This window comes from Rhodopseudomonas sp. RCAM05734 (genome assembly GCF_052658035.1).
Map to the genome: position 1 here is coordinate 6,246,089 of NZ_CP199742.1, position 19,452 is coordinate 6,265,540.

General features: G+C 63.4%; 17 protein-coding genes and 1 pseudogene. 11 read left to right on the plus strand and 7 right to left on the minus strand.

Annotated features, from left to right (window positions below; translation table 11 throughout):
• Positions 1–61 precede the first annotated feature (61 nt).
• Complete coding sequence (locus ACUXVA_RS29520; RefSeq protein WP_265082366.1) at positions 62–2,149, minus strand: 3-hydroxyacyl-CoA dehydrogenase NAD-binding domain-containing protein; 2,088 nt, start codon at positions 2,147–2,149, stop codon at positions 62–64.
• Positions 2,150–2,274: 125 nt separating this feature from the next.
• On the opposite strand from ACUXVA_RS29520, the pseudogene ACUXVA_RS29525 reads away from it, so the two are divergent.
• From ACUXVA_RS29525 to ACUXVA_RS29570, 10 genes and pseudogenes are all read left to right on the plus strand, one after another.
• A pseudogene (locus ACUXVA_RS29525) lies at positions 2,275–3,142 on the plus strand (IclR family transcriptional regulator).
• A 75-nt stretch (positions 3,143–3,217) separates the two neighbouring features.
• Entirely contained in the window at positions 3,218–4,030 is an 813-nt protein-coding gene (locus tag ACUXVA_RS29530) for an ABC transporter ATP-binding protein (protein WP_265082365.1), read from the plus strand.
• Entirely contained in the window at positions 4,027–4,740 is a 714-nt protein-coding gene (locus ACUXVA_RS29535; protein WP_445489788.1) for an ABC transporter ATP-binding protein, read from the plus strand. Before ACUXVA_RS29530 ends, ACUXVA_RS29535 begins: the two co-directional genes overlap by 4 nt.
• 10 nt (positions 4,741–4,750) lie before the next feature.
• Entirely contained in the window at positions 4,751–5,629 is an 879-nt protein-coding gene (locus ACUXVA_RS29540; protein ID WP_445489790.1) for a branched-chain amino acid ABC transporter permease, read from the plus strand.
• A gap of 2 nt (positions 5,630–5,631) precedes the next feature.
• Positions 5,632–6,666, plus strand: a complete 1,035-nt coding sequence (locus ACUXVA_RS29545) for a branched-chain amino acid ABC transporter permease (protein ID WP_445489792.1) — start codon at positions 5,632–5,634, stop codon at positions 6,664–6,666.
• 185 nt (positions 6,667–6,851) lie between these two features.
• The gene (locus ACUXVA_RS29550; RefSeq protein ID WP_445489794.1) at positions 6,852–8,081 is read left to right on the plus strand and encodes an ABC transporter substrate-binding protein; all 1,230 of its coding nucleotides are present in this window, start codon (positions 6,852–6,854) and stop codon (positions 8,079–8,081) included.
• A 150-nt stretch (positions 8,082–8,231) separates the two neighbouring features.
• On the plus strand, positions 8,232–9,461 hold the full coding sequence (locus tag ACUXVA_RS29555; protein WP_445489796.1) for an ABC transporter substrate-binding protein: 1,230 nt from the start codon (positions 8,232–8,234) through the stop codon (positions 9,459–9,461).
• 148 nt (positions 9,462–9,609) lie between these two features.
• Positions 9,610–10,839 carry an ABC transporter substrate-binding protein gene (locus tag ACUXVA_RS29560; protein ID WP_265082361.1) on the plus strand — a complete coding sequence of 410 codons (1,230 nt, stop codon included), beginning with the start codon at positions 9,610–9,612 and terminating at the stop codon, positions 10,837–10,839.
• 161 nt (positions 10,840–11,000) lie between these two features.
• Positions 11,001–12,230 (plus strand): ABC transporter substrate-binding protein, encoded by a 1,230-nt coding sequence (locus ACUXVA_RS29565; RefSeq protein ID WP_445489799.1) that lies wholly within the window; start codon positions 11,001–11,003, stop codon positions 12,228–12,230.
• A gap of 212 nt (positions 12,231–12,442) precedes the next feature.
• Positions 12,443–13,648, plus strand: a complete 1,206-nt coding sequence (locus ACUXVA_RS29570; RefSeq protein WP_445489801.1) for a CaiB/BaiF CoA transferase family protein — start codon at positions 12,443–12,445, stop codon at positions 13,646–13,648.
• A gap of 62 nt (positions 13,649–13,710) precedes the next feature.
• On the opposite strand, the gene ACUXVA_RS29575 is transcribed toward ACUXVA_RS29570, so the two are convergent.
• The 3 genes from ACUXVA_RS29575 to ACUXVA_RS29585 form a co-directional block, all read right to left on the minus strand.
• Positions 13,711–13,869 carry a hypothetical protein gene (locus ACUXVA_RS29575; protein ID WP_265082359.1) on the minus strand — a complete coding sequence of 53 codons (159 nt, stop codon included), beginning with the start codon at positions 13,867–13,869 and terminating at the stop codon, positions 13,711–13,713.
• A gap of 53 nt (positions 13,870–13,922) precedes the next feature.
• Positions 13,923–15,455, minus strand: a complete 1,533-nt coding sequence (locus ACUXVA_RS29580) for a hypothetical protein (RefSeq protein WP_445489803.1) — start codon at positions 15,453–15,455, stop codon at positions 13,923–13,925.
• A gap of 74 nt (positions 15,456–15,529) precedes the next feature.
• Complete coding sequence (locus ACUXVA_RS29585; protein ID WP_445489805.1) at positions 15,530–16,471, minus strand: hypothetical protein; 942 nt, start codon at positions 16,469–16,471, stop codon at positions 15,530–15,532.
• A 184-nt stretch (positions 16,472–16,655) separates the two neighbouring features.
• Between ACUXVA_RS29585 and ACUXVA_RS29590 the strand changes: the two genes are divergently transcribed.
• The gene (locus ACUXVA_RS29590; RefSeq protein ID WP_265082356.1) at positions 16,656–17,267 is read left to right on the plus strand and encodes a glutathione S-transferase family protein; all 612 of its coding nucleotides are present in this window, start codon (positions 16,656–16,658) and stop codon (positions 17,265–17,267) included.
• A 185-nt stretch (positions 17,268–17,452) separates the two neighbouring features.
• Here the strand turns inward: ACUXVA_RS29590 and ACUXVA_RS29595 are convergent, their stop codons facing one another.
• The 3 genes from ACUXVA_RS29595 to ACUXVA_RS29605 are packed head-to-tail and all read right to left on the minus strand — an operon-like array spanning position 17,453 to position 19,447.
• Positions 17,453–17,950: a TPM domain-containing protein gene (locus ACUXVA_RS29595; protein ID WP_445489808.1), complete on the minus strand. Its 498-nt coding sequence runs from the start codon at positions 17,948–17,950 to the stop codon at positions 17,453–17,455.
• Between the two features lie 2 nt (positions 17,951–17,952).
• Positions 17,953–18,810 carry a TPM domain-containing protein gene (locus tag ACUXVA_RS29600; protein ID WP_445489810.1) on the minus strand — a complete coding sequence of 286 codons (858 nt, stop codon included), beginning with the start codon at positions 18,808–18,810 and terminating at the stop codon, positions 17,953–17,955.
• 19 nt (positions 18,811–18,829) lie between these two features.
• Positions 18,830–19,447: a LemA family protein gene (locus ACUXVA_RS29605; RefSeq protein WP_445489812.1), complete on the minus strand. Its 618-nt coding sequence runs from the start codon at positions 19,445–19,447 to the stop codon at positions 18,830–18,832.
• Between the last annotated feature and the right edge of the window lie 5 nt (positions 19,448–19,452).

The following is a 19,452-nucleotide window of genomic DNA, read 5'->3' on the forward strand; positions in this document are numbered from 1 at the left end:
CTCCGACCTCTCCCCGCAAGCGGGGAGAGGTTAAGAGACGAGTGCAGCGAGGCCATTGCCATCACGCAGACTTCGCCAGCGACGCAAATGTCTTGCCTTCGTCGGCGAGGCGCTTGAGCAGTGCCGACGGCTCCAGCGACGGATCGTTGGTCTGCTTGGCGTAGAACGACAGCCGCTCGGCGATGTGCTTGAGACCAACCTGGTCGGCGTAGAACATCGGGCCGCCGCGATAGATCGGCCAGCCGTAGCCGTACAGCCAGATCACGTCGACATCGCTCGGCTTCGACGCCACCTTCTCCTCGAGGATGCGGGCACCCTCGTTGATCATCGGATACATCATGCGCTCGAGGATCTCCTCGTCGCTGACGACACGGCGGGTCAGGCCGAGGCTCCTGCAGGTGTCGTCGATCAGCTTCTCGACTTCCGGATCCGGAATCGCCGCGCGCGAGCCGGCTTCGTACTTGTAGTAGCCCTTGCCGGTCTTCTGGCCGTGGCGCCCGGCTTCGTACAGCGCGTCGGCAATCGGCGACTTGATGCCGCGGTCCTGGCGCGAACGCCAGCCGATGTCGAGGCCGGCGAGGTCCCCCATGGCGAACGGCCCCATCGGCATGCCGAATTTTGTCACGACGGCATCGACCTGCTGCGGCAGCGCGCCTTCGAACAGCAGTTTCTCCGACTGCTTGGAGCGGGCCGCCAGCATGCGGTTGCCGACGAAGCCGTCGGACACCCCAACCACCGCCGGCACCTTGGCGATTTTTCGCGCGATGGCCACAGCGGTCATCAGGGCGTCCGGCGCGGTCTTGTCGGCGCGGACGATCTCACACAGCTTCATGACATTAGCCGGTGAGAAGAAGTGCATGCCCAGCACGTCTTGCGGACGCTTGGTGACTTTCGCGATCTCATCGATGTTGAGGTAGGAGGTGTTGGAAGCTAGCACGGCACCGGGCTTGGCATAGGCGTCGAGCGCAGTGAACACTTCCTTCTTGATCGCCATGGTCTCGAACACCGCCTCGATGATCAGATCGGCGTCCTTGACGTTCTCCAACCCGACCACGCCGGTGATCAGCGCCATGCGCTTGGCCGGCGCATCGGCTGGAATGCCGCCCCGCGCCGCGGTGGCCTCGTAGTTCTTCTGCATGATGCCCATGCCGCGCTTCAGCTGCTCCTCGCCGGTCTCGATCAGCGTGACGGGAATACCGGCATTGACGAACGACATGGCGATGCCGCCGCCCATGGTGCCGGCGCCGATCACCGCAACGCGCGCGATCTGGCGCGGCTTGGTGCCTTCGGGAATGTTCTGGACCTTGGCGGCTTCGCGCTCGGAGAAGAACGCGTAACGTTGCGCCTTCGACTGGTCGCCTGCGACCAGGCGCAGGAAGCTCTCGCGTTCCTTCTTAAGCGCCTCATCGAAGGGCAGGTCCAGCGTCCAGCTCACCGCCTCGGCGCAGGCCAGCGGCGCATCGAGGCCGCGGTTCTTCTTGTTGGCTTCGGCTGCCGCCTTGGTGAAGATCGAACGATCGGCCTTGGCCGCCGCGAGCTTGGAATCGTCGTTGCGCAGGATGTGCAGCGGCCGCTTCTCGGCGAGCACCTTGCGCGCGAAGGCTTCACCGCCCGACGCCGGGCCTTCGACGATTTCCTCGATCAACCCGTTCTTCAGCGCCGCTTCGGCGCCGATCGGCTCGCCGGTGACGATCATCTTGACACCGAGTTCGGGACCGACCGCGCGCGGCAGCCGCTGGGTTCCGCCGGCGCCCGGCAGCAGGCCGAGCTTCACTTCCGGCAGGCCGAGCTTGGCATCCTTGGTGGCGACGCGGAAATGACAGCCGAGCGTGATCTCGAGACCGCCGCCGAGTGCCGTGCCGTGGATCGCGGCGATCACCGGCTTGCCGCAATTCTCGATCTCCGCAATCACCTCGTTGAGGCCGGGCGACTGCGGCGGCTTGCCGAACTCGGTGATGTCGGCGCCGGCGATGAAGGTGCGGCCGGCGCAGGTCAGCACGATCGCCTGCACCTGCGGATCGGCGGCGGCGGCCTTGACGCTGTCGAAGATGCCGCGGCGAACAGCCGCACTCAGCGCGTTCACCGGCGGGCTGTCCACCGTGATCACGGCAATCACATCATGACGTTCGAGCTTGACCACTTCGTTCACGCGGCTCTCCTTGGATATTGGATACTGTTCTTGTTGATTTCGCACTGCGAAATTTAATTCCACATCTTGACAGCGAGGGTTATTTTGAAGAGCGTCCGTTGTCAACGAGGGTTGCTCTTCCATCCATGAAACGTCCAGGCAAGACAGTCGCGACAGATCGCAGTTTCGTCGTGGCGCTCGCCCGCGGCCTCGACGTATTGCGCGCCTTTCATCCCAATGACGGGCTGCTCGGCAATCAGGAGATCGCAGCCCGCACGAAATTGCCGAAGCCGACCATCTCGCGGCTGACCTATACGCTCACGAAACTCGGTTACCTTACACAGGTGCCGCGCTTCGAGAAGTATCAGCTCGCACCGGCAGCCATGGCCCTGGGGTATGCCGCACTTGCGAACCTGGGCGTGCGGCATCTGTCGGAATCCTATCGCAACGAATTGATGCGGCAGACCGGCGGCGCCTGCGCCATCGGCGCGCCCGATCGCCTGAGCATGATCTATTTCGGACAAAGCCGCAGCGAATTGACGGTCGGCGTGCAGCTCGACGTCGGATCGCGCGTGCCGATCGCCACGACGGCCATGGGCCGCGCCTACTTCTGGGCGTTGCCCGCGGAAGAACGCAGCGTGCTGTTGCGCGAACTGCGCGAACATTACGGCCAGCGTTGGGCGAAGGTGCGTGACGGACTCGAGCGCTCCGGCGAGATGGTCGCCAAGCACGGCTTCGCGATCTCGGCCGGCGAGTGGCACGACGATATTCATGCCGCCGGTGTCGCGCTAACGCTCAACGACGGCACTGGTCCGTATGCCTTCAACTGCGGCGCGCCGGCATTCCGCTTCACGGAAGAGCGTCTGCGCGACGACATTGGACCTCGTCTGTTGGCGATGGTAAGGAAGATCGAAACGGCGCTGGGCGGAACTGCGCAGCCGTACGAAAAAAACAAGTTCAGAAAAAATTAAATCAGGAGGGAAAGTTGCTCGTTTGGTTGAGGGGATTCGATAACCTTCGTCATCGCTGCTCTCGTCGTCATGGCATCCGGCTGAACGCGCCGATCCGTGCCACCGAGGGCGATTGCAGATGATGCAGGCACAGCTCGCGCAACAGGCGCCCATCGCTTCGGCGATGCCGCTGCTCACAGTTCGCGACGTCAGCGTCGTGTTCGGCGGCATCGTCGCATTGAACGGCGTATCGTTCGACATGCAGAAAGGCCAGATCCTCGGCCTGATCGGCCCCAACGGCGCCGGCAAGACCACCTTGTTCAACTGCCTCAGCCGACTGTACCAGCCGAGCAAAGGCGACATCCTGCTCGAGGGCGACAGCATCCTGAAGCGTCCCGCGCACAAGATTTCCGAAATCGGCATCGGCCGCACGTTCCAGAACGTTGCGCTGTTTCCCAACCTCTCGGTGCGCGACAACGTTCGCGTCGGCACCCACGCCTCGACCAACAGCGATATCGTAAGCGATTCCCTGCAATTGCCCTGGGTGCGCCGTGGCGAAGCCGCGCTCAACAAGCGCGTCGATGAGATTCTCGACTACCTCGATTTGCAGAGCGTCGCCGGCATCGTCGTCGCCGGCTTGCCCTTCGGCACCCAGAAACGCGTCGAACTCGCGCGTGCGCTCGCCGCGAAGCCGAAGATCCTGCTGCTGGATGAGCCCGCCGGCGGCCTCAACCACGAGGAAGTCTACATTCTCGGCGACCTGATCCGGCGCATCCGGGACGACCGCGGCGTCACCGTACTGCTGGTCGAACATCACATGGGCCTGGTGATGTCGATCGCCGACCATGTGGTGGCGCTGAATTTCGGCAAGAAGCTTGCCGAGGGCACGCCCGCGCAGGTCCAGAAAGACCCGGACGTCATCAAGGCCTATCTGGGGAGCAAGGACACATGACGGCGATGCTGAATGTGAAGGACCTGCGCGCCTATTACGGCCAGGTCCAGGCGCTGCATGGTCTAGAATTCGCGCTCAACGAAGGCAGCATGACCACCCTGCTCGGCGCCAACGGCGCGGGCAAGACCACGACGCTGCGTGCAATCTGCAACATGATCCGCTCCACCGGCTCGATCGAGTTCGAAGGCAAGAAGCTCGACAACGCCTCGACAGAGAACATCGTGCGGCTGGGCATCGCCCACGTGCCGCAGGGCCGCGGCACCTTCACGACTATGACGGTCGAGGAAAACCTGCAGCTCGGCGCCATCACCCGCAAGGACAGCAAGGCGATCAGTTCCGATATCGAGCGGATGTACGATCACTTCCCGGTGCTGAAGCAGCGCCATCTGCAGCAGGCCGGCACCTTGTCCGGCGGTGAGCAGCAGATGCTCGCCGTGGCCCGCGCATTGATGCTGCGTCCCAAGCTCATGCTGCTCGACGAACCGTCGTTCGGCCTGGCGCCGCTGATCGTACGTGACCTGTTCCGGATTCTCGGCAAGATCAACAAGGAGGACAAGGTGTCCATCCTGGTGGTCGAGCAGAATGCGCAGCCGGCGCTGGAACTCGCCGACAAGGCCTATGTCATCGAAACAGGACGCATCGTGATGTCCGGCTCCGCCGACGAGATCGCGAACAACGAAGACGTCCGCAAGTCATATCTGGGATATTGAGGAAATAGCCATGGAGCTTTTTACCAATCAAGTCCTGGCTGGCATCGCCACCGGCGCGATCTACGCCTGCATGGCGCTCGCCGTGGTGATGATCTATCAGGCGATCGACCATCTCAATTTCGCCCAGGGCGAAATGGCGATGTTCTCGACCTTCGTTGCCTGGCAGCCGATGCAGTGGGGCCTGCCCTACTGGGTCGCCTTTGTGCTGACGCTGGTGTTTTCCTTCGCCGGCGGCATCGTCATCGAGCGGCTGTTGTTCAAGCCGCTCGCCAAGGCACCGATCCTGACCCACGTCGCCGGCTTCATCGCGCTATTCGCCATCATCAACAGTGTCGCCGGCCTGGTGTGGGACTTCACCATCAAGCAGTTCCCGACGCCATTCGGCTCCTCGCCGTTCCTCGGCAGCCAGCTGATCTCGACCCATCAGGCCGGCATGATCGCGGTCACCCTGGTGTTGCTGGCGCTGCTGTTCGGCTTTTTCCGCTACACCCGGGTCGGCCTCGCCATGCGCGCAGCCGCCTCGATGCCTGAATCGGCGCGGCTGGTCGGCATCAACACCGGCTGGATGATCGCTCTGGGCTGGGGCATGGCCGCGGCGATCGGCTCGATCGCCGGCATGCTGATCGCGCCGGTGGTGTTCCTTGAGCCCAACATGATGGGCGGCGTGCTGATCTACGGCTTTGCCGCGGCCGTCGTCGGCGGGCTCTCCAGCCCGCTCGGCGCGGTGGTCGGCGGCTTCCTGGTCGGCATCTTCGAGAACCTCGTCGGCACCTATATTCCCGGCGTCGGCAACGAGCTGAAGTTGCCGATCGCGCTCGCGCTGATCATTACAGTGCTGGTCGTCAAACCCAATGGCCTGTTCGGCCGTGCCATCGTGAAGCGAGTTTGAGCATGAGCGCCGTTCAAGAAGCCGTTTCGGAAGCCCCGGTGATCGAAGACGCGATTCCGAAAAAAGCCATGGCGCTCGGGCCGATGGCATCGCTCGTGATCCTTGCGCTGCTGCTCATCACGCCGCTGTTCGTCAAGAACTTCATCATTTTCCAGATGACCATGTGGCTGATCTATGCCATCGCGGTACTGGCGCTGAACATCCTGACCGGCGCAAGCGGCCAGTTTTCGCTCGGGCAAAGCGCCTTCTACGCGCTCGGCGCCTACACCTCGGCAATCCTGATGGAGCACGGCAACATCAACTACGTGCTGACGCTGCCGGTGGCCGGCATCATCTGCTTTGCCGCAGGCTTCCTGTTCGGCCTGCCCGCGCTGCGGCTGTCCGGTATTTACCTGGCGCTGGCGACCTTCGCGCTGGCCACCGCCATGCCGCAACTGCTGAAGCTCGGCGTGTTCGAGCACTGGACCGGCGGCGTGCAGGGTCTCGTCGTCACCAAGCCCGACGCGCCGGAGATTCTCGCCTCGCTCGGCCTCAAGGTGTCGCAGGACATGTGGCTGTATTACTTCACGCTGTTCGTCTCGATCATGATCTACGTCTTCTCGGTCAACCTGCTGAAGTCGCGGTCCGGCCGCGCCATGATGGCGATCCGCGACAACGAGATCGCGGCCTCGGCCATGGGCGTCGACGTCTCGCTGTACAAGACGCTGGCGTTCGGCGTCAGTGCGGGGATCACCGGCGTCGCCGGCGGCCTCGGCGCCATCGCCGTGCAGTTCGTCGCACCCGATGGCTACACCATCCAGCTGGCGATCGCGCTGTTCCTCGGCATGGTGGTCGGCGGAGTTGGCTGGCTGCCCGGATCGCTCGCTGGGTCGGCCTTCATCGTCTTCGTTCCCAACATCGCCGAAGGCATCTCCAAGGGACTGTCGGGCGCGGTGTTCGGCGTGATCCTGATCATCATCATCTTCGTGGTTCCACACGGCGCGCGACAGCTCGCCTATGGGGCGCAAAGCCTGATCGGGAAACTGCGCAGAAACTGACCGCACAACAGGCAGGCGGAACTTTTTCGCACCGCTGCCAACGTTCACGATGCTCAATAAATCAGCCCCTTGCGATCATATCGCGAGGGGCTTTTTCTTGATCACTGTCGCGGAAGAACGTAATCAACGGCCGGGATCAAAGACCGGTCCGACAACAAGACGTCCATCCATTCGGGAGTTCTGAAATGCCTTCGACACGTTCGCGTGCAGCCGCTTTATCCGCTGCCGCGGTTCTTAGCATTGCCATCAACGGCAGCGCCTTCGCCCAGAAAAAATACGACACCGGCGCCTCGGACACCGAGATCAAGATCGGCAACATCATGCCCTACAGCGGCCCGGCTTCGGCCTATGGCGTGATCGGCAAGATGGAAGAAGCCTACTTCAAGATGATCAACGAACAGGGCGGCATCAACGGCCGCAAGATCACCTACATCAGCTACGACGACAGCTACAGCCCGCCCAAGGCCGTTGAGCAAGCCCGCAAGCTGGTGGAGAGCGACGAAGTTCTGTTCATCGCCAGCCCGCTCGGCACCGCGTCGAATTCGGCGATCCAGAAGTACATGAATTCCAAGAAGGTGCCGCAGCTGTTCGTCGCCACCGGCGCGACCAAGTTCGGCGAGCACAAGACCTTCCCCTGGACCATGGGCTGGCAGCCGGCCTACCAGAGCGAAGGCCGCATCTATGCTGCGCACCTGCTCAAGGAAAAGCCCGACGCCAAGATCGCGGTGATGTTCCAGAACGACGACTTCGGCAAGGACATGCTGAAGGGCCTGAAGGACGGTCTCGGCGCCAAGGCGGCAACGATGATCGTCGCCGAGGAAAGCTACGAAGTGTCGGAGCCGACCATCGAGTCCCACATCGTCAAGCTGAAGTCGACCAACGCCGACACGTTCTTCAGCATAACCACGCCGAAATTCGCCGCGCAGGCGATCAAGAAGGCCGCCGAACTCGGCTGGAAGCCAATGTACTTCCAGGCCAATGTCGGCGCGTCCGTCGGCAGCGTGATGAAGCCCGCGGGCTACGAGAACGGCCAGGGCATCCTGACCGCGCACTACGCCAAGGACGGCGCGGATACCGCCTGGGACAATGACGAGGGCATGAAGAAATTCTACGCCTTCCTCGCCAAATACGCCCCCGGCCTCGACCGCAACGACGCCTCGGTGGCCTATGGATATGGCGAGGCCCAGACCATCGTGCAGGTGCTCAAGCAGGCCGGCGACGACCTGACCCGCGCCAACATCATGAAGCAGGCTGCGAGCCTCAAGCAATTCGCACCGGACACCCTGCTGCCCGGTGTCACCATCTCCACCAGCGAGACAGACTTCTACCCGATTGATCGGCTGCGCATGCAGCGCTTCACCGGCGAGAAGTGGGAGCTGTTCGGCCCGGTGATCGCCGGCAATCTCGGCGGCTGACCTTCTGAACACGCTGAACGCAACGAGGCCCCGTGCGACTCGATCGCGCGGGGCCTTTGTCTTGATGCGCCGGCCGGAAAGGTGTTCTGTCCGCGGCTCTGCTGGCCAAAAATGCCGCCACCGCCTGCCGTTACTGTCGAGGACACACCGATGATCGCCCTGCGTTTCCCTGTCGCCACATCGCCAGCAGCCGCACTCCTGCTGCTCGCCGCCGCCACCTGCGCAAATGCCGAAACGCGCTACGATCCGGGCGCCAGCGACACCGAAATCAAGATCGGCAACATCATGCCCTACAGCGGCCCTGCTTCGGCCTATGCTGTGGCCGGGACCATTGAAGCCGCCTACTTCCAGATGATCAACGACCAGGGCGGCATCAACGGCCGCAAGATCAATTTCATCAGCTATGACGACGCCTACAATCCCGCCAAGGCGGTCGAGCAGGCGCGCCGGCTTGTCGAGAGCGACGAGGTGCTGGCGATCTTCAACCCGCTCGGCACGCCCTCCAACACCGCGATCCAGAAATATCTCAATGCCCGGCACGTGCCGCAATTGTTCGTCGGCGCCGGTTCGGAGAATTTCGGCAATCCGTCGTCCTTTCCGTGGACCATGGGATGGCAGCCCCCCTACCGCAGCGAGGGCCGGATCTATGCGCGCTATCTGCTGGCGCAGAAGCCTGAAGCGCGGATCGCGGTGCTGTACCAGAACGACGATCTCGGCAAGGAGGTGCTGAAAGGCCTGAAGGAAGGTCTGGGCGCACGCCTCTCGATGATCGTGCGCGAGGAGAGCTACGAGATTGCCGAACCGACCATCGATTCGCATATCCTGAACCTGAAGGCGAGCGGCGCGGACACGGTGCTCAGCGTCACCACGCCGAAATCCGCCGTGCAGAGCATCCGCAAGGTCGCCGAACTCGGCTGGAAGCCGCTGTATATCCAGAGCTATGCCAGCGCCTCGGTCAACTCGGTGATGAAGCCCGCCGGTTTCGACAATGCGCAGGGCATCCTGTCGGCCTATTACGCCAAGGACGGCGCCGATCCGCAATGGGACGAGGACGAGGGCATGAAGCGCTTCACCGCCTTTCTCGCTCGCTATGCGCCGACCGCCAGCCGCAGCGACATCTCGGTGGTCTATGGCTACGGGGCCGCGCAGGCCATGGTACAGGTGCTGCGGCAGGCCGGCGACAACCTGACCCGCGCCAACCTGATGAAGCAGGCAGCCAGCCTGCGGAACTTCACGCCCGACACCGTACTGCCGGGGGTGACGATCAATACATCGGCGACGGACTTCTTCCCGATCGAGCAGTTGCAGATGATGCGGTTCGAGGGCAGCCAGTGGACCACGTTCGGCCCGGTCATCGACGGCGGTGGGAGCGCCGACTGAGGCCGGAGCCCTTCTTAAGTAGCATATCGAAAACAGCCCCTGCGGACATGCCGCAGGGGCTTTTTGTTGATGCGACGCCGCAAACGGTGTTCAATCCGGCAGGCCACAAGGCCGCCAAAAAGCCGTCAAAAAATTCGGGAGTTCTGAAATGCCTGCTATTCCGTCGCGCGCAATTTCGCTATCGATTGCCGCAGCCCTCAGCATCGTCGCGAGCGGCCATGCCTTCGCGCAGAAGAAATACGACACCGGCGCGACCGACACCGAGATCAAGATCGGCAACATCATGCCCTATAGTGGTCCGGCCTCGTCCTACGGGCTGATCGGCAAGACCGAAGACGCCTATTTCAAGATGATCAACGACCAGGGCGGCATCAACGGCCGCAAGATCAACTTCATCAGCTATGACGACGGCTACAGCCCGCCCAAGGCGGTCGAGCAGGTGCGCAAGCTGGTGGAGAGCGACGAGGTTCTGCTGGTCTTCAATTCGCTGGGAACTCCGTCGAACACCGCGTTCCAGAAGTATATGAACACCAAGAAGGTCCCGCAGCTGTTCGTGGCGACCGGCGCCAGCAAGTGGAACGATGCGAAGAACTTTCCGTGGACCATGGGCTGGCAGCCTAGCTACCAGGTCGAGGCGCAGATCTACGCCAAATATCTGATGAAGGAAAAGCCGGACGCCAAGATCGCCGTGCTCTACCAGAACGACGATTTCGGCAAGGATTACCAGAAAGGCTTCCGCGAGGCGCTCGGCAGCAAGGCCTCGATGATCGTCACCGAGGAGAGCTACGAGATCTCCGAGCCGACGGTGGATTCCCACATCGTCAAGATGAAGTCTCTCAACCCCGACGTCGTGATCAGCTTCACCACGCCGAAGTTTGCCGCGCAGACCATCAAGAAGATTGCCGAGCTCGGCTGGAAGCCGCTGCAGCTCGTCACCAATGTCAGCGTCTCCGTCGGCGCGGTGATGCAGCCCGCCGGCTTCGAGGCGGCCCAGGGCGTGCTGTCCGCAGACTATCGCAAGGACGGCGCCGATCCGCAGTGGAAGGACGATCCCGGCATGAAGAAATGGTCGGCCTTCGTCGACAAGTACATGCCCGGCGCCGACCGCTCCGACAACAGCCTGCTGTACGGCTATGGCGCCGCCCAGACCATGGTCAAGGTGCTGCAGATGTGCGGTGACGATCTGACCCGCGCCAACGTCATGAAGCAGGCCGCCAGCCTCAAGGACTTCGAGGTCGACACCCTGCTGCCCGGCGTCAAGATCACCACCTCGGCCACCGACTATGCGCCCATCCAGCAGTTGCGCATGATGCGCTTCAACAACGGCAAGTGGGACCTGTTCGGCGACGTCATCAACGCCGATATGACGACGAACTGACACCCTCCGATACCGTCACTTGGAAACCAAAGGCCCTTCGCATCATGCGGAGGGCCTTTGTGTTGAATGGCTGTCTCAAATCATGTTCAATCCCTGCAGGAGCCGGCACGAGCTCCGTGAAAAAACAGACACGACACATCATTTTCCCAGGGAGAAAACGAATGCCCAAGTCAAGCTTGCGCGCGGCCGCGCTTCCGGCTGCCCTGCTTCTGCTCGCCGTCACCACGACGGGCGCGATGGCGCAGAAAAAATACGACACCGGCGCGACCGATACCGAAATCAAGATCGGCAACATCATGCCCTACAGCGGACCTGCGTCCGCCTATGGCGTGATCGGCAAGACCGAGGAAGCCTACTTCAAGAAGATCAACGCCGAAGGCGGCATCAACGGCCGCAAGGTCAACTTCATCAGCTACGACGACGCCTACAGCCCGCCGAAGACCGTCGAACAGGCGCGCAAGCTGGTGGAGAGCGACGAAGTCCTGCTCATCTTCAATTCGCTCGGCACGCCGTCGAACTCGGCGATCCAGAAATACATGAACAGCAAGAAAGTGCCGCAACTGTTCGTGGCCACCGGCGCCACAAAATGGAACGACCCCAAGGACTTTCCCTGGACGATGGGCTGGCAGCCCAGCTACCAGAGCGAAACCCAGATCTACGCCAAGTACCTGTTGAAGGAAAAGCCGGGCGCCAAGATCGCCGTGCTCTTCCAGAACGACGATTACGGCAAGGACTATCTGAAGGGGCTGAAGGACGGCCTCGGCGCCAAGGCCGCCTCGATGATCGTGATGGAGGAAAGCTATGAAACCTCCGAGCCGACCATCGACAACCACATCGTCAAGCTGAAAGCGACCAATGCCGACGTGTTCGTGAACATCACGACGCCGAAATTCGCCGCGCAGGCGATCAAGAAGATCGCCGAGATCGGCTGGAAGACCACCCACTTCCTCAACAACGTCTCCGCCTCCGTCGGCAGCGTCATCAAGCCCGCCGGCTACGAGGCCTCCCAGGACATCATCTCGGCGGCCTATCTCAAGGACGCATCCGATCCGCAGTGGAACGACGATGCGGGCATGAAGGCGTTCTATGCCTTCATGAAGAAGGATTTCCCGGAGGGCAACGTGCTCGACGGCGGCACCGTCGTCGGCTACGGCGTCGCGCAGACGTTGGTGCAGATCCTCAAGCAATGCGGCGACAACCTGACCCGAGAAAACGTGATGAAACAGGCCGCCAGCCTCAAGGACTTCCGCACCGAGGTGCTGCTGCCCGGCATCAAGATCAACACCTCCGCGACCGACTTCGCACCGGTCAGCCAGTTGCAGCCGATGCGATTCAAGGGCGAGAAGTGGGAGCTGTTCGGCGACGTCATCAGCGCCGACGTCGGCGGATAGGCGCCGGCATTCCACAGCGCGGCAAGGCTACCGCCGATCAACATCCCTTCGCGCAGCCGCGCGGAGGGCTTTTTCTTGCACATGCGGTCATGCACGCTGCGGCGGTTGCATCGCCGCGCCAAGCCGGGTCAAATGCAGCATCGGAATTCGTTGCCCTGCCCTCAATTCCGTCACGCGAACAAGAACAACGGAATCCACGGGAGCGACGTTACATGGAAGATGGCATCTTCAAGGGCCTCAAGGTTCTCGATTGCGCGAGCTTCATCGCCGCACCGGCCGCCGCCACCGTGCTGTCCGATTTCGGCGCCGACGTCATCAAGATCGAGCCTCCGGGCGCCGGCGATCCCTATCGCAACCTGCCCAACCTGCCGGGCTATCCCCGCAGCGAACACAACTACGCCTGGATGATGGAGAGCCGCAACAAGAAGAGCCTCGCGCTCGATCTCGCCAAGCCGGAAGGTCAGGCGGTGCTATACAGGCTCGTCGCAGAATCCGACGTGTTCATCACCAACTTTCCGCCGCCGGTGCGCGCGCGGCTGAAGATGGCTTACAACGATCTGGCGCCGCTCAACGACCGCCTGATCTATGCCTGCTTCACCGGCTATGGCGACCGCGGCGCCGAGGCCGACAAGCCGGGCTTCGATTCCACCGCATGGTGGGCGCGCTCGGGGATGATGGACCTGGTGCGCGCCGACGACGACACAACGCCGGCGCGCTCGGTGGCCGGCATGGGCGACCATCCCTGCGCCATGGCGCTGTACGGCGCCATCGTCACCGCGCTGTACAAGCGCGAGCGGACCGGCAAGGGAAGCCAGGTGAAATCCAACCTGATGGCCAACGGCGTGTGGGCCTCCAGCGTGCTGGCGCAGGCCAAGCTGGTCGGTGCCACCTTCGAGAAGCGACGGCCGCGCGAGCGCGCGCTGAACGCGCTTGCCAATCACTACCGCTGCCGCGACGGCCGCTGGATCATGCTGTCGCTGCTCGCCGAGGACCGGCAATGGCCGATCCTCGCCCGGTGCATCGGACGCGAGGAACTGGCTGATGACGCGCGCTTCGCCGCCAAGGCCGGCCGCCATGCGCGCTCGCTCGAACTGATCGCGATCCTCGACGACGCCTTCGCGCAGCGGGATCTGGCCGAATGGCGCACCTTACTCGACGGCAAGGGACTGGTGTTCGGCTTTGTCGGAATTCTCGACGACATCCCGAACGACCGGCAGATGATCGACAATGATGTGCTGGTGCCGTTCGAGGACTCCGACATCATGACCATCAACAGCCCGATCTGGATCGACGGCACCCGGAAGAAGAAGCCGCGACTGCCACCCGGCATCGGCCAGCACAGCGACGAGATCCTGCGCGACGCCGGCTTCGACGACGAAGCAATTGCGGCGCTGCGGGCGGCCGGCGCAGTGGCATAGTCGTCATTCCGGGTTCACTCACGCTTTCGCCGTTCGGGCCCCGAACGACGACAAATCGAGATCTACCGCATCAGCACCCATCCGAACGCCACCACGCCGATCAGCGCGGCGACCCCAACTGCCCAGACACTGACACGAATATCACCCGTGGTTTGCTGCGCGCTCTCATTCTCGGCAATGGCACGGTCGCGTTGCTTCGTGGTCTTTTCCGCCTCGTTCATCACGTGGCTCCCGCCGATAGAACTGACGCGCTATCCGGTGAACGTTCGCTCGGCTACTTGGTTCCGACGAAACACATTCCCAGCCGCGACGACCCCGCCTCGCCGGTCGGCTGGCACGACAGACCTTTTGCGCAGGTCCATGACGCAAAGCTTATGTCCATATCTGCGGCTGTAGCGCCGGGCCGCAAACAGGTCGCGCCCCAGCCGTCGAGATGTTCGCTGCCGGCCAGCATCGCACTGCGGTGCTCCTGCGGGCGGTCGGAGAAGCCGCGCGAAAAGTCCGGCGCCCTGCCCGCGCGCATCGCCATCGCGATATCGCGGCGGCGTGGCTGATCGCCGACGAAATGAGGCGACGCTGGCACGTTGGCCGCGTTGGGGTGTGCCCTCGACGTGTCTACGCCGGGAAAGTGGAAGCCCCCGATCCCGCGGATCTGATGGCAGCCGCCGCAACTGATATCGTTGAGACGGCGTTCGAAGCCGGCGGGCGAGCGGATGTTCTGCAATGCGATGCCCTGCGCCGCGGCGGCCTGCAAGGCGGCGACAACATCGCTCGCGGTGAATACCGCCGACGTGCTGGCTTCGTCCGAGGCCATCAGGCCAAATGCCGGCTGCAGGCTGGAGCGCACGAAACCGACCGGCGTTGCGGCGACCGAAGCCGTGGCAAGGAATTGGCGGGGGATCAGCAGCGTGCCGCGATCAAGCTCAGCAAAATGCCGCGGGTCGAGCAGCCATTCCCGAAGGGCGCGGCGCAGGCCGTCGTCGGCAAGAATGCGGTCACGGTCGATCTGGTTTTCCAGCGGCGCCTGTTCGAACTTGCCGGTCTGCGCATCAAGGCGGAAGACCTTTTGCAGATAGTGCGTTCGGAAATCGCGCAACTCCGATTTGGGCGTGTGCGCGATCTGCAGGTTGATCTCGATGCGATCGATGTGGTCCGGCGTCACCAGCGCCAGCGCGCCGTCCGGCGCCGTCAGCCGTGCCGCGAGGTCGGCACCGCCGTTCGGCAGGTCGACGACCGCAAGCCAGCGCCGCGCGATCTCGGCGCAGTCGATCGCCGTGTCGGCAGCGCTCCGGCCATTGAGCACAAGGTTCAGCGTCATCGGCAGCCGCGCCGGCCCCGCCGCGCTATCCAACCGCATCAGGCGGTACAGCAGCCGAACCTCGCCACACGTTTCAGGCGCGATAAAAGCGCGGTCCATCCGGCTGACGATTCCCGACAGGACAAAACGCATCGCGCCGGAGTCGAGCGCCGCGCGATCGAACAGTTGCACGGCATGGCCAGGGCCGACGCCGATCTCGTCGGCTCGGTACCCGGCGACGAAGCGTGCGAATTCGGTATCGAGAGCAGTGCGCATGCCGGCCATGGCCGGCCGTGCGAATAATGCGTCGTTGGCAATGGGAGCGGCGCCCGCAGCGGCGGGATCAAGCATGCGGCCGATGCCGAAGCCGGGATGCGCGGCGTCGCCGGCGTCGAGCTGGCGCAGCGCCACGGGATCGGTGATCGCCAGCGGTTTCGGCGGCTCGGCACGAGCGAAGCACGGCAGGACAAGGCTGCCGAGCAGGACGATCAGCGCAAGACGGATTGGCACGGCGTGTTCCCGGTGGCTTCGGACCGCGGCCCGCATAACACCGGAAAACCTAGCCGAAAATCAGCCGCGCCGCATCAGCGCGCGACGATCAGGCCCTTGCTGGTGACGACAACCCAACGGCCATCCTGCTTGCGGATGGCGTCGATGCGGCCGAGGCCTGGGACCGGATCGCCGGCATAGACCTCGAAGATGCCCTGGCGGCCTTCGATGGTCGCGCCGCCGTCGGACACGTCATGCAACACCCAGCCATCGACGGTGGGCAGGCGCGCCAGTTCCGGCTTCGGCGCGGGAGCCGGCGGCGCGATTGAGCCGGTCACTTCCTTGGGCTGCACGGATGCAACGGGCGCCGCCACCGGCGCGGGCGGCTTCTGCAGCTTTTCGACGGCCTCGCCGAGCTTGGCGACGCTATCGCCGAGTTTCGCCAGCTTGGCGGCGGGCTCGGCCTGCGCCTTCTCGATCTTGTCGAGACGGTCGCCGGTCTTGCTGAACGCGCTGGTGGCCTGTCGGCTGGTCCGCTCGGCACCGATCTTCAGCGCGGCGACATCGGCGTCCAGACGCGCGACGGTCTCCTCGAGGGCGCGGGTCTGGGCGACGGCGCTCTTGCTGTCGTCATTACCGAACAGATGTCCGAACCCGGCGGTGGCCAGCGATCCCCCGGTCGCGCCGGTCAGCGCCGCCAGCAGGACGACCGCGGTGACCGCGGACATCCGTCGCTTGCCGGTCCCCTCGGGACGCTGTTCGTGCTCGGCCTGCGCCTCGGCATCCACATAGTCTTCCCACGAGCGTTCGCGCTGCGGCGACATGATCATGATCTTGCCGGGACCGCGCGACGCCTCGGCGCGCGACGCCCCGATCCTGGCGACATCCGGCTTGACGACTTCAGACTTGGCGCCATCGCCATGCTCCGGCGCCAGCTTGGGAGACTCGACGGTGACGGCATCGGTGGCGGTTTCGCCGGTCGAGGCCTTGATTTCAGCGTCGCTGGCGCTGTTGTGGTTGGTGGGGTGCTCGCTCACGGGCGCAATTCTCCGGAATGGGTTGACCTTTTGGTAACTTTCATTGCTTGCCAAATCCTTACCGCCGACGCTGGTTACGGAAATTTCACCTGTTGTTCCGGCGGATGAACGGCTTGACAGGAAGTCCGACAATCCCGTCAAACCCATTTGAAATGAACGTCACGGACGTCAGGAGAAACACGGCATGCGACTTTACGATTCAATCGGGCCAAACCCTCGCGTGGTACGGATGTTTCTCGCCGAAAAGGGCCTGACCATTCCCGCCGAGACCGTCGACCTCGCCGCCGGCGAAAACCGCCAGCCACCGCATCTGGCGCGCAATCCCCACGGCCAGATGCCGACACTGGAACTCGACGACGGCAGTTACATCTCGGAGACCGTGGCGATCTGCGAATATATCGAGGAGATCCACCCGGCTCCGCCGCTGATTGGGGCCACCGCTGCGGAACGCGCAGAATGCCGGATGTGGCGGCAGCGCATCGACCTCAACATCTGCCAGCACTTGGCCAATGGCTATCGCTTCGCCGAGGGCTTGAAGCGATTCGAGAGCCGCATCGTCTGCGTCCCAGAAGCGGCGCCCGGCCTCAAGCGCATTGTCGCCGACCGGCTGCGCTGGCTCGACGGCCAGATCGCCGGCAAGGATTTTCTGTGCGGACCACGCTTCACGATGGCGGACATCGTGCTCTATTGCTGGCTCGATTTCGGCGGCAAGGTCGGCCAGCCCATGGATCCAGCGAATTCGAGTATCGCGGCGTGGTTCGCACGCGTGGGCGAGAGAAAGTCGGTAGAGGCTTGAACTTCACGGTTCGAGGACGTCCCCTGCTGTCATCGCCCGGCCTGGCGCGCAATTGCGCGCTTGGGACCGGGCAATCCAGTAAACGCAACAACCTGTGATCAAAATGTCGACAGCGATTGCTGGATCACCCGCATGCGCGGGTGATGACAGCCGGCGTGATCGCGTCCCAACTACAAATACAACGACTAAAGCACCACCGGCGCATCCGGCAGTTCGTTGTCGCCGCGGCCCCGCTTCGGAAAATGCCGCACCAGATGCTGCGTGACAGCGTGGATACCGGCGAGCACACCGCGCTCGAAATGGCCGGCGCGGAAGTCGGCCTCCATCGCACGGCAGATGGCCTCCCAGCCGTCGGCGCCGACGTGCGCGTGGACGCCGCGATCGGCAACGATTTCCACATCACGGTCGGCGAGCAGCAAATAGATCAGCACGCCATTATTGTGTTCGGTGTCCCAGATCCGCAGATTTGAAAACACGTCGAGCGCGCGCGCCCGCGCCGATTGATTGCGGAACAATGGCGCGCCGTCGAGCGCGCCTTCAACGACAAAGCGGATCTGGCCTGCGTGGCCTTGCTCGGAGGCCTTGATGGCCTGCTCGATCGCCGCCAGCGCATGCGGCGGAAACGCCTTGCGAACCCGCGAGCGGTTGGCAACGAGATGCCTGCTGATCCGCCCAATCGACATGATCACCACTTTCCCGAGGCGCCGCCGCCACCGAAACTGCCGCCGCCGCCGCCGAACCCGCCACCGCTGCTGCTCGACGAACTGCCCGATGACCACGAGCCGCGACTGCCGCCCCCACCGCCTGAAATCAAGGCATCACCGATCAGGGTGAAGAAAAAAGCGATGATGCCCAGAGCCGCCGAGACCAGCGCGGTGCCAACGACGAACCAGACGACCACCGCCACCAGGCCGCCAGTGATGAGCGAGCCGAACAGCCGACCGAACAGCCGGCGCAGCATGCCGCCGAAAACGAGCACGCCGACCAGCAGCAGCGGCGCGTATTCCCCGATCGCGTCGAAAACCTTGGCGCTCACCAGCGGCTCGTCCGGCACCGGCAGCGGCTCGCCGTCGATCACCTTGAGGATGCGGTCCACGCCGTCGATGATGCCGCCAGCGAAATCGCCGGCCTTGAATTTCGGCACGATGACTTCGTCGATGATGCGTTTCGACGTGAGATCTGTGAGTGCGCCTTCCAGGCCATAGCCGACCTCGATGCGGAGCGTGCGGTCATCCTTGGCGATCACCAGGATGGCGCCGTCGTCGACCTTCTTGCGGCCGATCTTCCAGGCTTCTGCGACGCGGATCGAGAACAGTTCGATGCTCTCCGGCGCCGTGGTCGGCACGATCAGCACTGCGACCTGGCTGCCCTTGCGGGCCTCGAATTCGCGCAGCGTCTGGTCGAGGCCCTCGCGCTGCGCCTGCGTCAGCGTCATGGTGCGATCGACCACCCGACCGCTCAGCGCCGGCACGGCGACATCGGCCGCGGCGGCACCGCCCCAGCACAGCAGCAGCGCCAGCAGCGCAGCCTTGATCATGGTCATGGCGGCGCCGACCGGCGTTTTACTTCGCCGGCGCCGCGGGCGCCGGTGCCGGGTTGAAATCGACCTTGGGCGCGGTGGAGATCTCGTTCTCGTTGGCGACCGAGAAATTCGGCTTTTCCTTGTAGCCGAAGATCATCGCCGTCAGGTTGTTCGGAAAGGTGCGCACGCCGACGTTATAGTCCTGCACCGTCTTGATGTAGCGGTTGCGCGCCACGGTGATGCGGTTCTCGGTGCCCTCCAGCTGCGTCATCAGATTCTGGAACAGCGCGTCGGACTTGAGCTGCGGATAATTCTCGGTGACCACCAGCAGCCGCGACAGTGCGCCGGACAACTCACCCTGCGCTGCCTGGAATTTCTGGAAGGCGGCGGGATCATTCAGTACCTCGGGAGTCGCCTGGATGCTGCCCACCTTGGCGCGGGCGTTGGTAACGCCGAGCAGCACGTCCTTTTCCTGCTGCGCGAACCCCTTCACCGAATTGACCAGGTTGGGCACCAAATCGGCGCGCCGCTGATACTGATTGACCACCTCGGACCATGCCGATTTGACCTGCTCGTCATTGGTCTGGATCGCGTTGTAACCGCAATTGGTCAGGCTCAGCATGGCAAGCGCCGCCAGCACGTTCAAAAATTTACGCATCAAAT

Excerpts from the sequence above, each read along its gene's own strand:
- ACUXVA_RS29570 (WP_445489801.1), top strand. The coding sequence starts at position 12,443 with ATGGAAGATGGCATCTTCAAGGGCCTCAAGGTTCTCGATTGCGCGAGC.
- ACUXVA_RS29550 (WP_445489794.1), top strand. The coding sequence starts at position 6,852 with ATGCCTTCGACACGTTCGCGTGCAGCCGCTTTATCCGCTGCCGCGGTT.
- ACUXVA_RS29555 (WP_445489796.1), top strand. The coding sequence starts at position 8,232 with ATGATCGCCCTGCGTTTCCCTGTCGCCACATCGCCAGCAGCCGCACTC.
- ACUXVA_RS29565 (WP_445489799.1), top strand. The coding sequence starts at position 11,001 with ATGCCCAAGTCAAGCTTGCGCGCGGCCGCGCTTCCGGCTGCCCTGCTT.
- ACUXVA_RS29535 (WP_445489788.1), top strand. The coding sequence starts at position 4,027 with ATGACGGCGATGCTGAATGTGAAGGACCTGCGCGCCTATTACGGCCAG.
- ACUXVA_RS29575 (WP_265082359.1), bottom strand. The coding sequence starts at position 13,869 with ATGAACGAGGCGGAAAAGACCACGAAGCAACGCGACCGTGCCATTGCC.
- ACUXVA_RS29530 (WP_265082365.1), top strand. The coding sequence starts at position 3,218 with ATGATGCAGGCACAGCTCGCGCAACAGGCGCCCATCGCTTCGGCGATG.
- ACUXVA_RS29560 (WP_265082361.1), top strand. The coding sequence starts at position 9,610 with ATGCCTGCTATTCCGTCGCGCGCAATTTCGCTATCGATTGCCGCAGCC.
- ACUXVA_RS29600 (WP_445489810.1), bottom strand. The coding sequence starts at position 18,810 with ATGACCATGATCAAGGCTGCGCTGCTGGCGCTGCTGCTGTGCTGGGGC.
- ACUXVA_RS29595 (WP_445489808.1), bottom strand. The coding sequence starts at position 17,950 with ATGTCGATTGGGCGGATCAGCAGGCATCTCGTTGCCAACCGCTCGCGG.
- ACUXVA_RS29605 (WP_445489812.1), bottom strand. The coding sequence starts at position 19,447 with ATGCGTAAATTTTTGAACGTGCTGGCGGCGCTTGCCATGCTGAGCCTG.
- ACUXVA_RS29545 (WP_445489792.1), top strand. The coding sequence starts at position 5,632 with ATGAGCGCCGTTCAAGAAGCCGTTTCGGAAGCCCCGGTGATCGAAGAC.
- ACUXVA_RS29590 (WP_265082356.1), top strand. The coding sequence starts at position 16,656 with ATGCGACTTTACGATTCAATCGGGCCAAACCCTCGCGTGGTACGGATG.
- ACUXVA_RS29540 (WP_445489790.1), top strand. The coding sequence starts at position 4,751 with ATGGAGCTTTTTACCAATCAAGTCCTGGCTGGCATCGCCACCGGCGCG.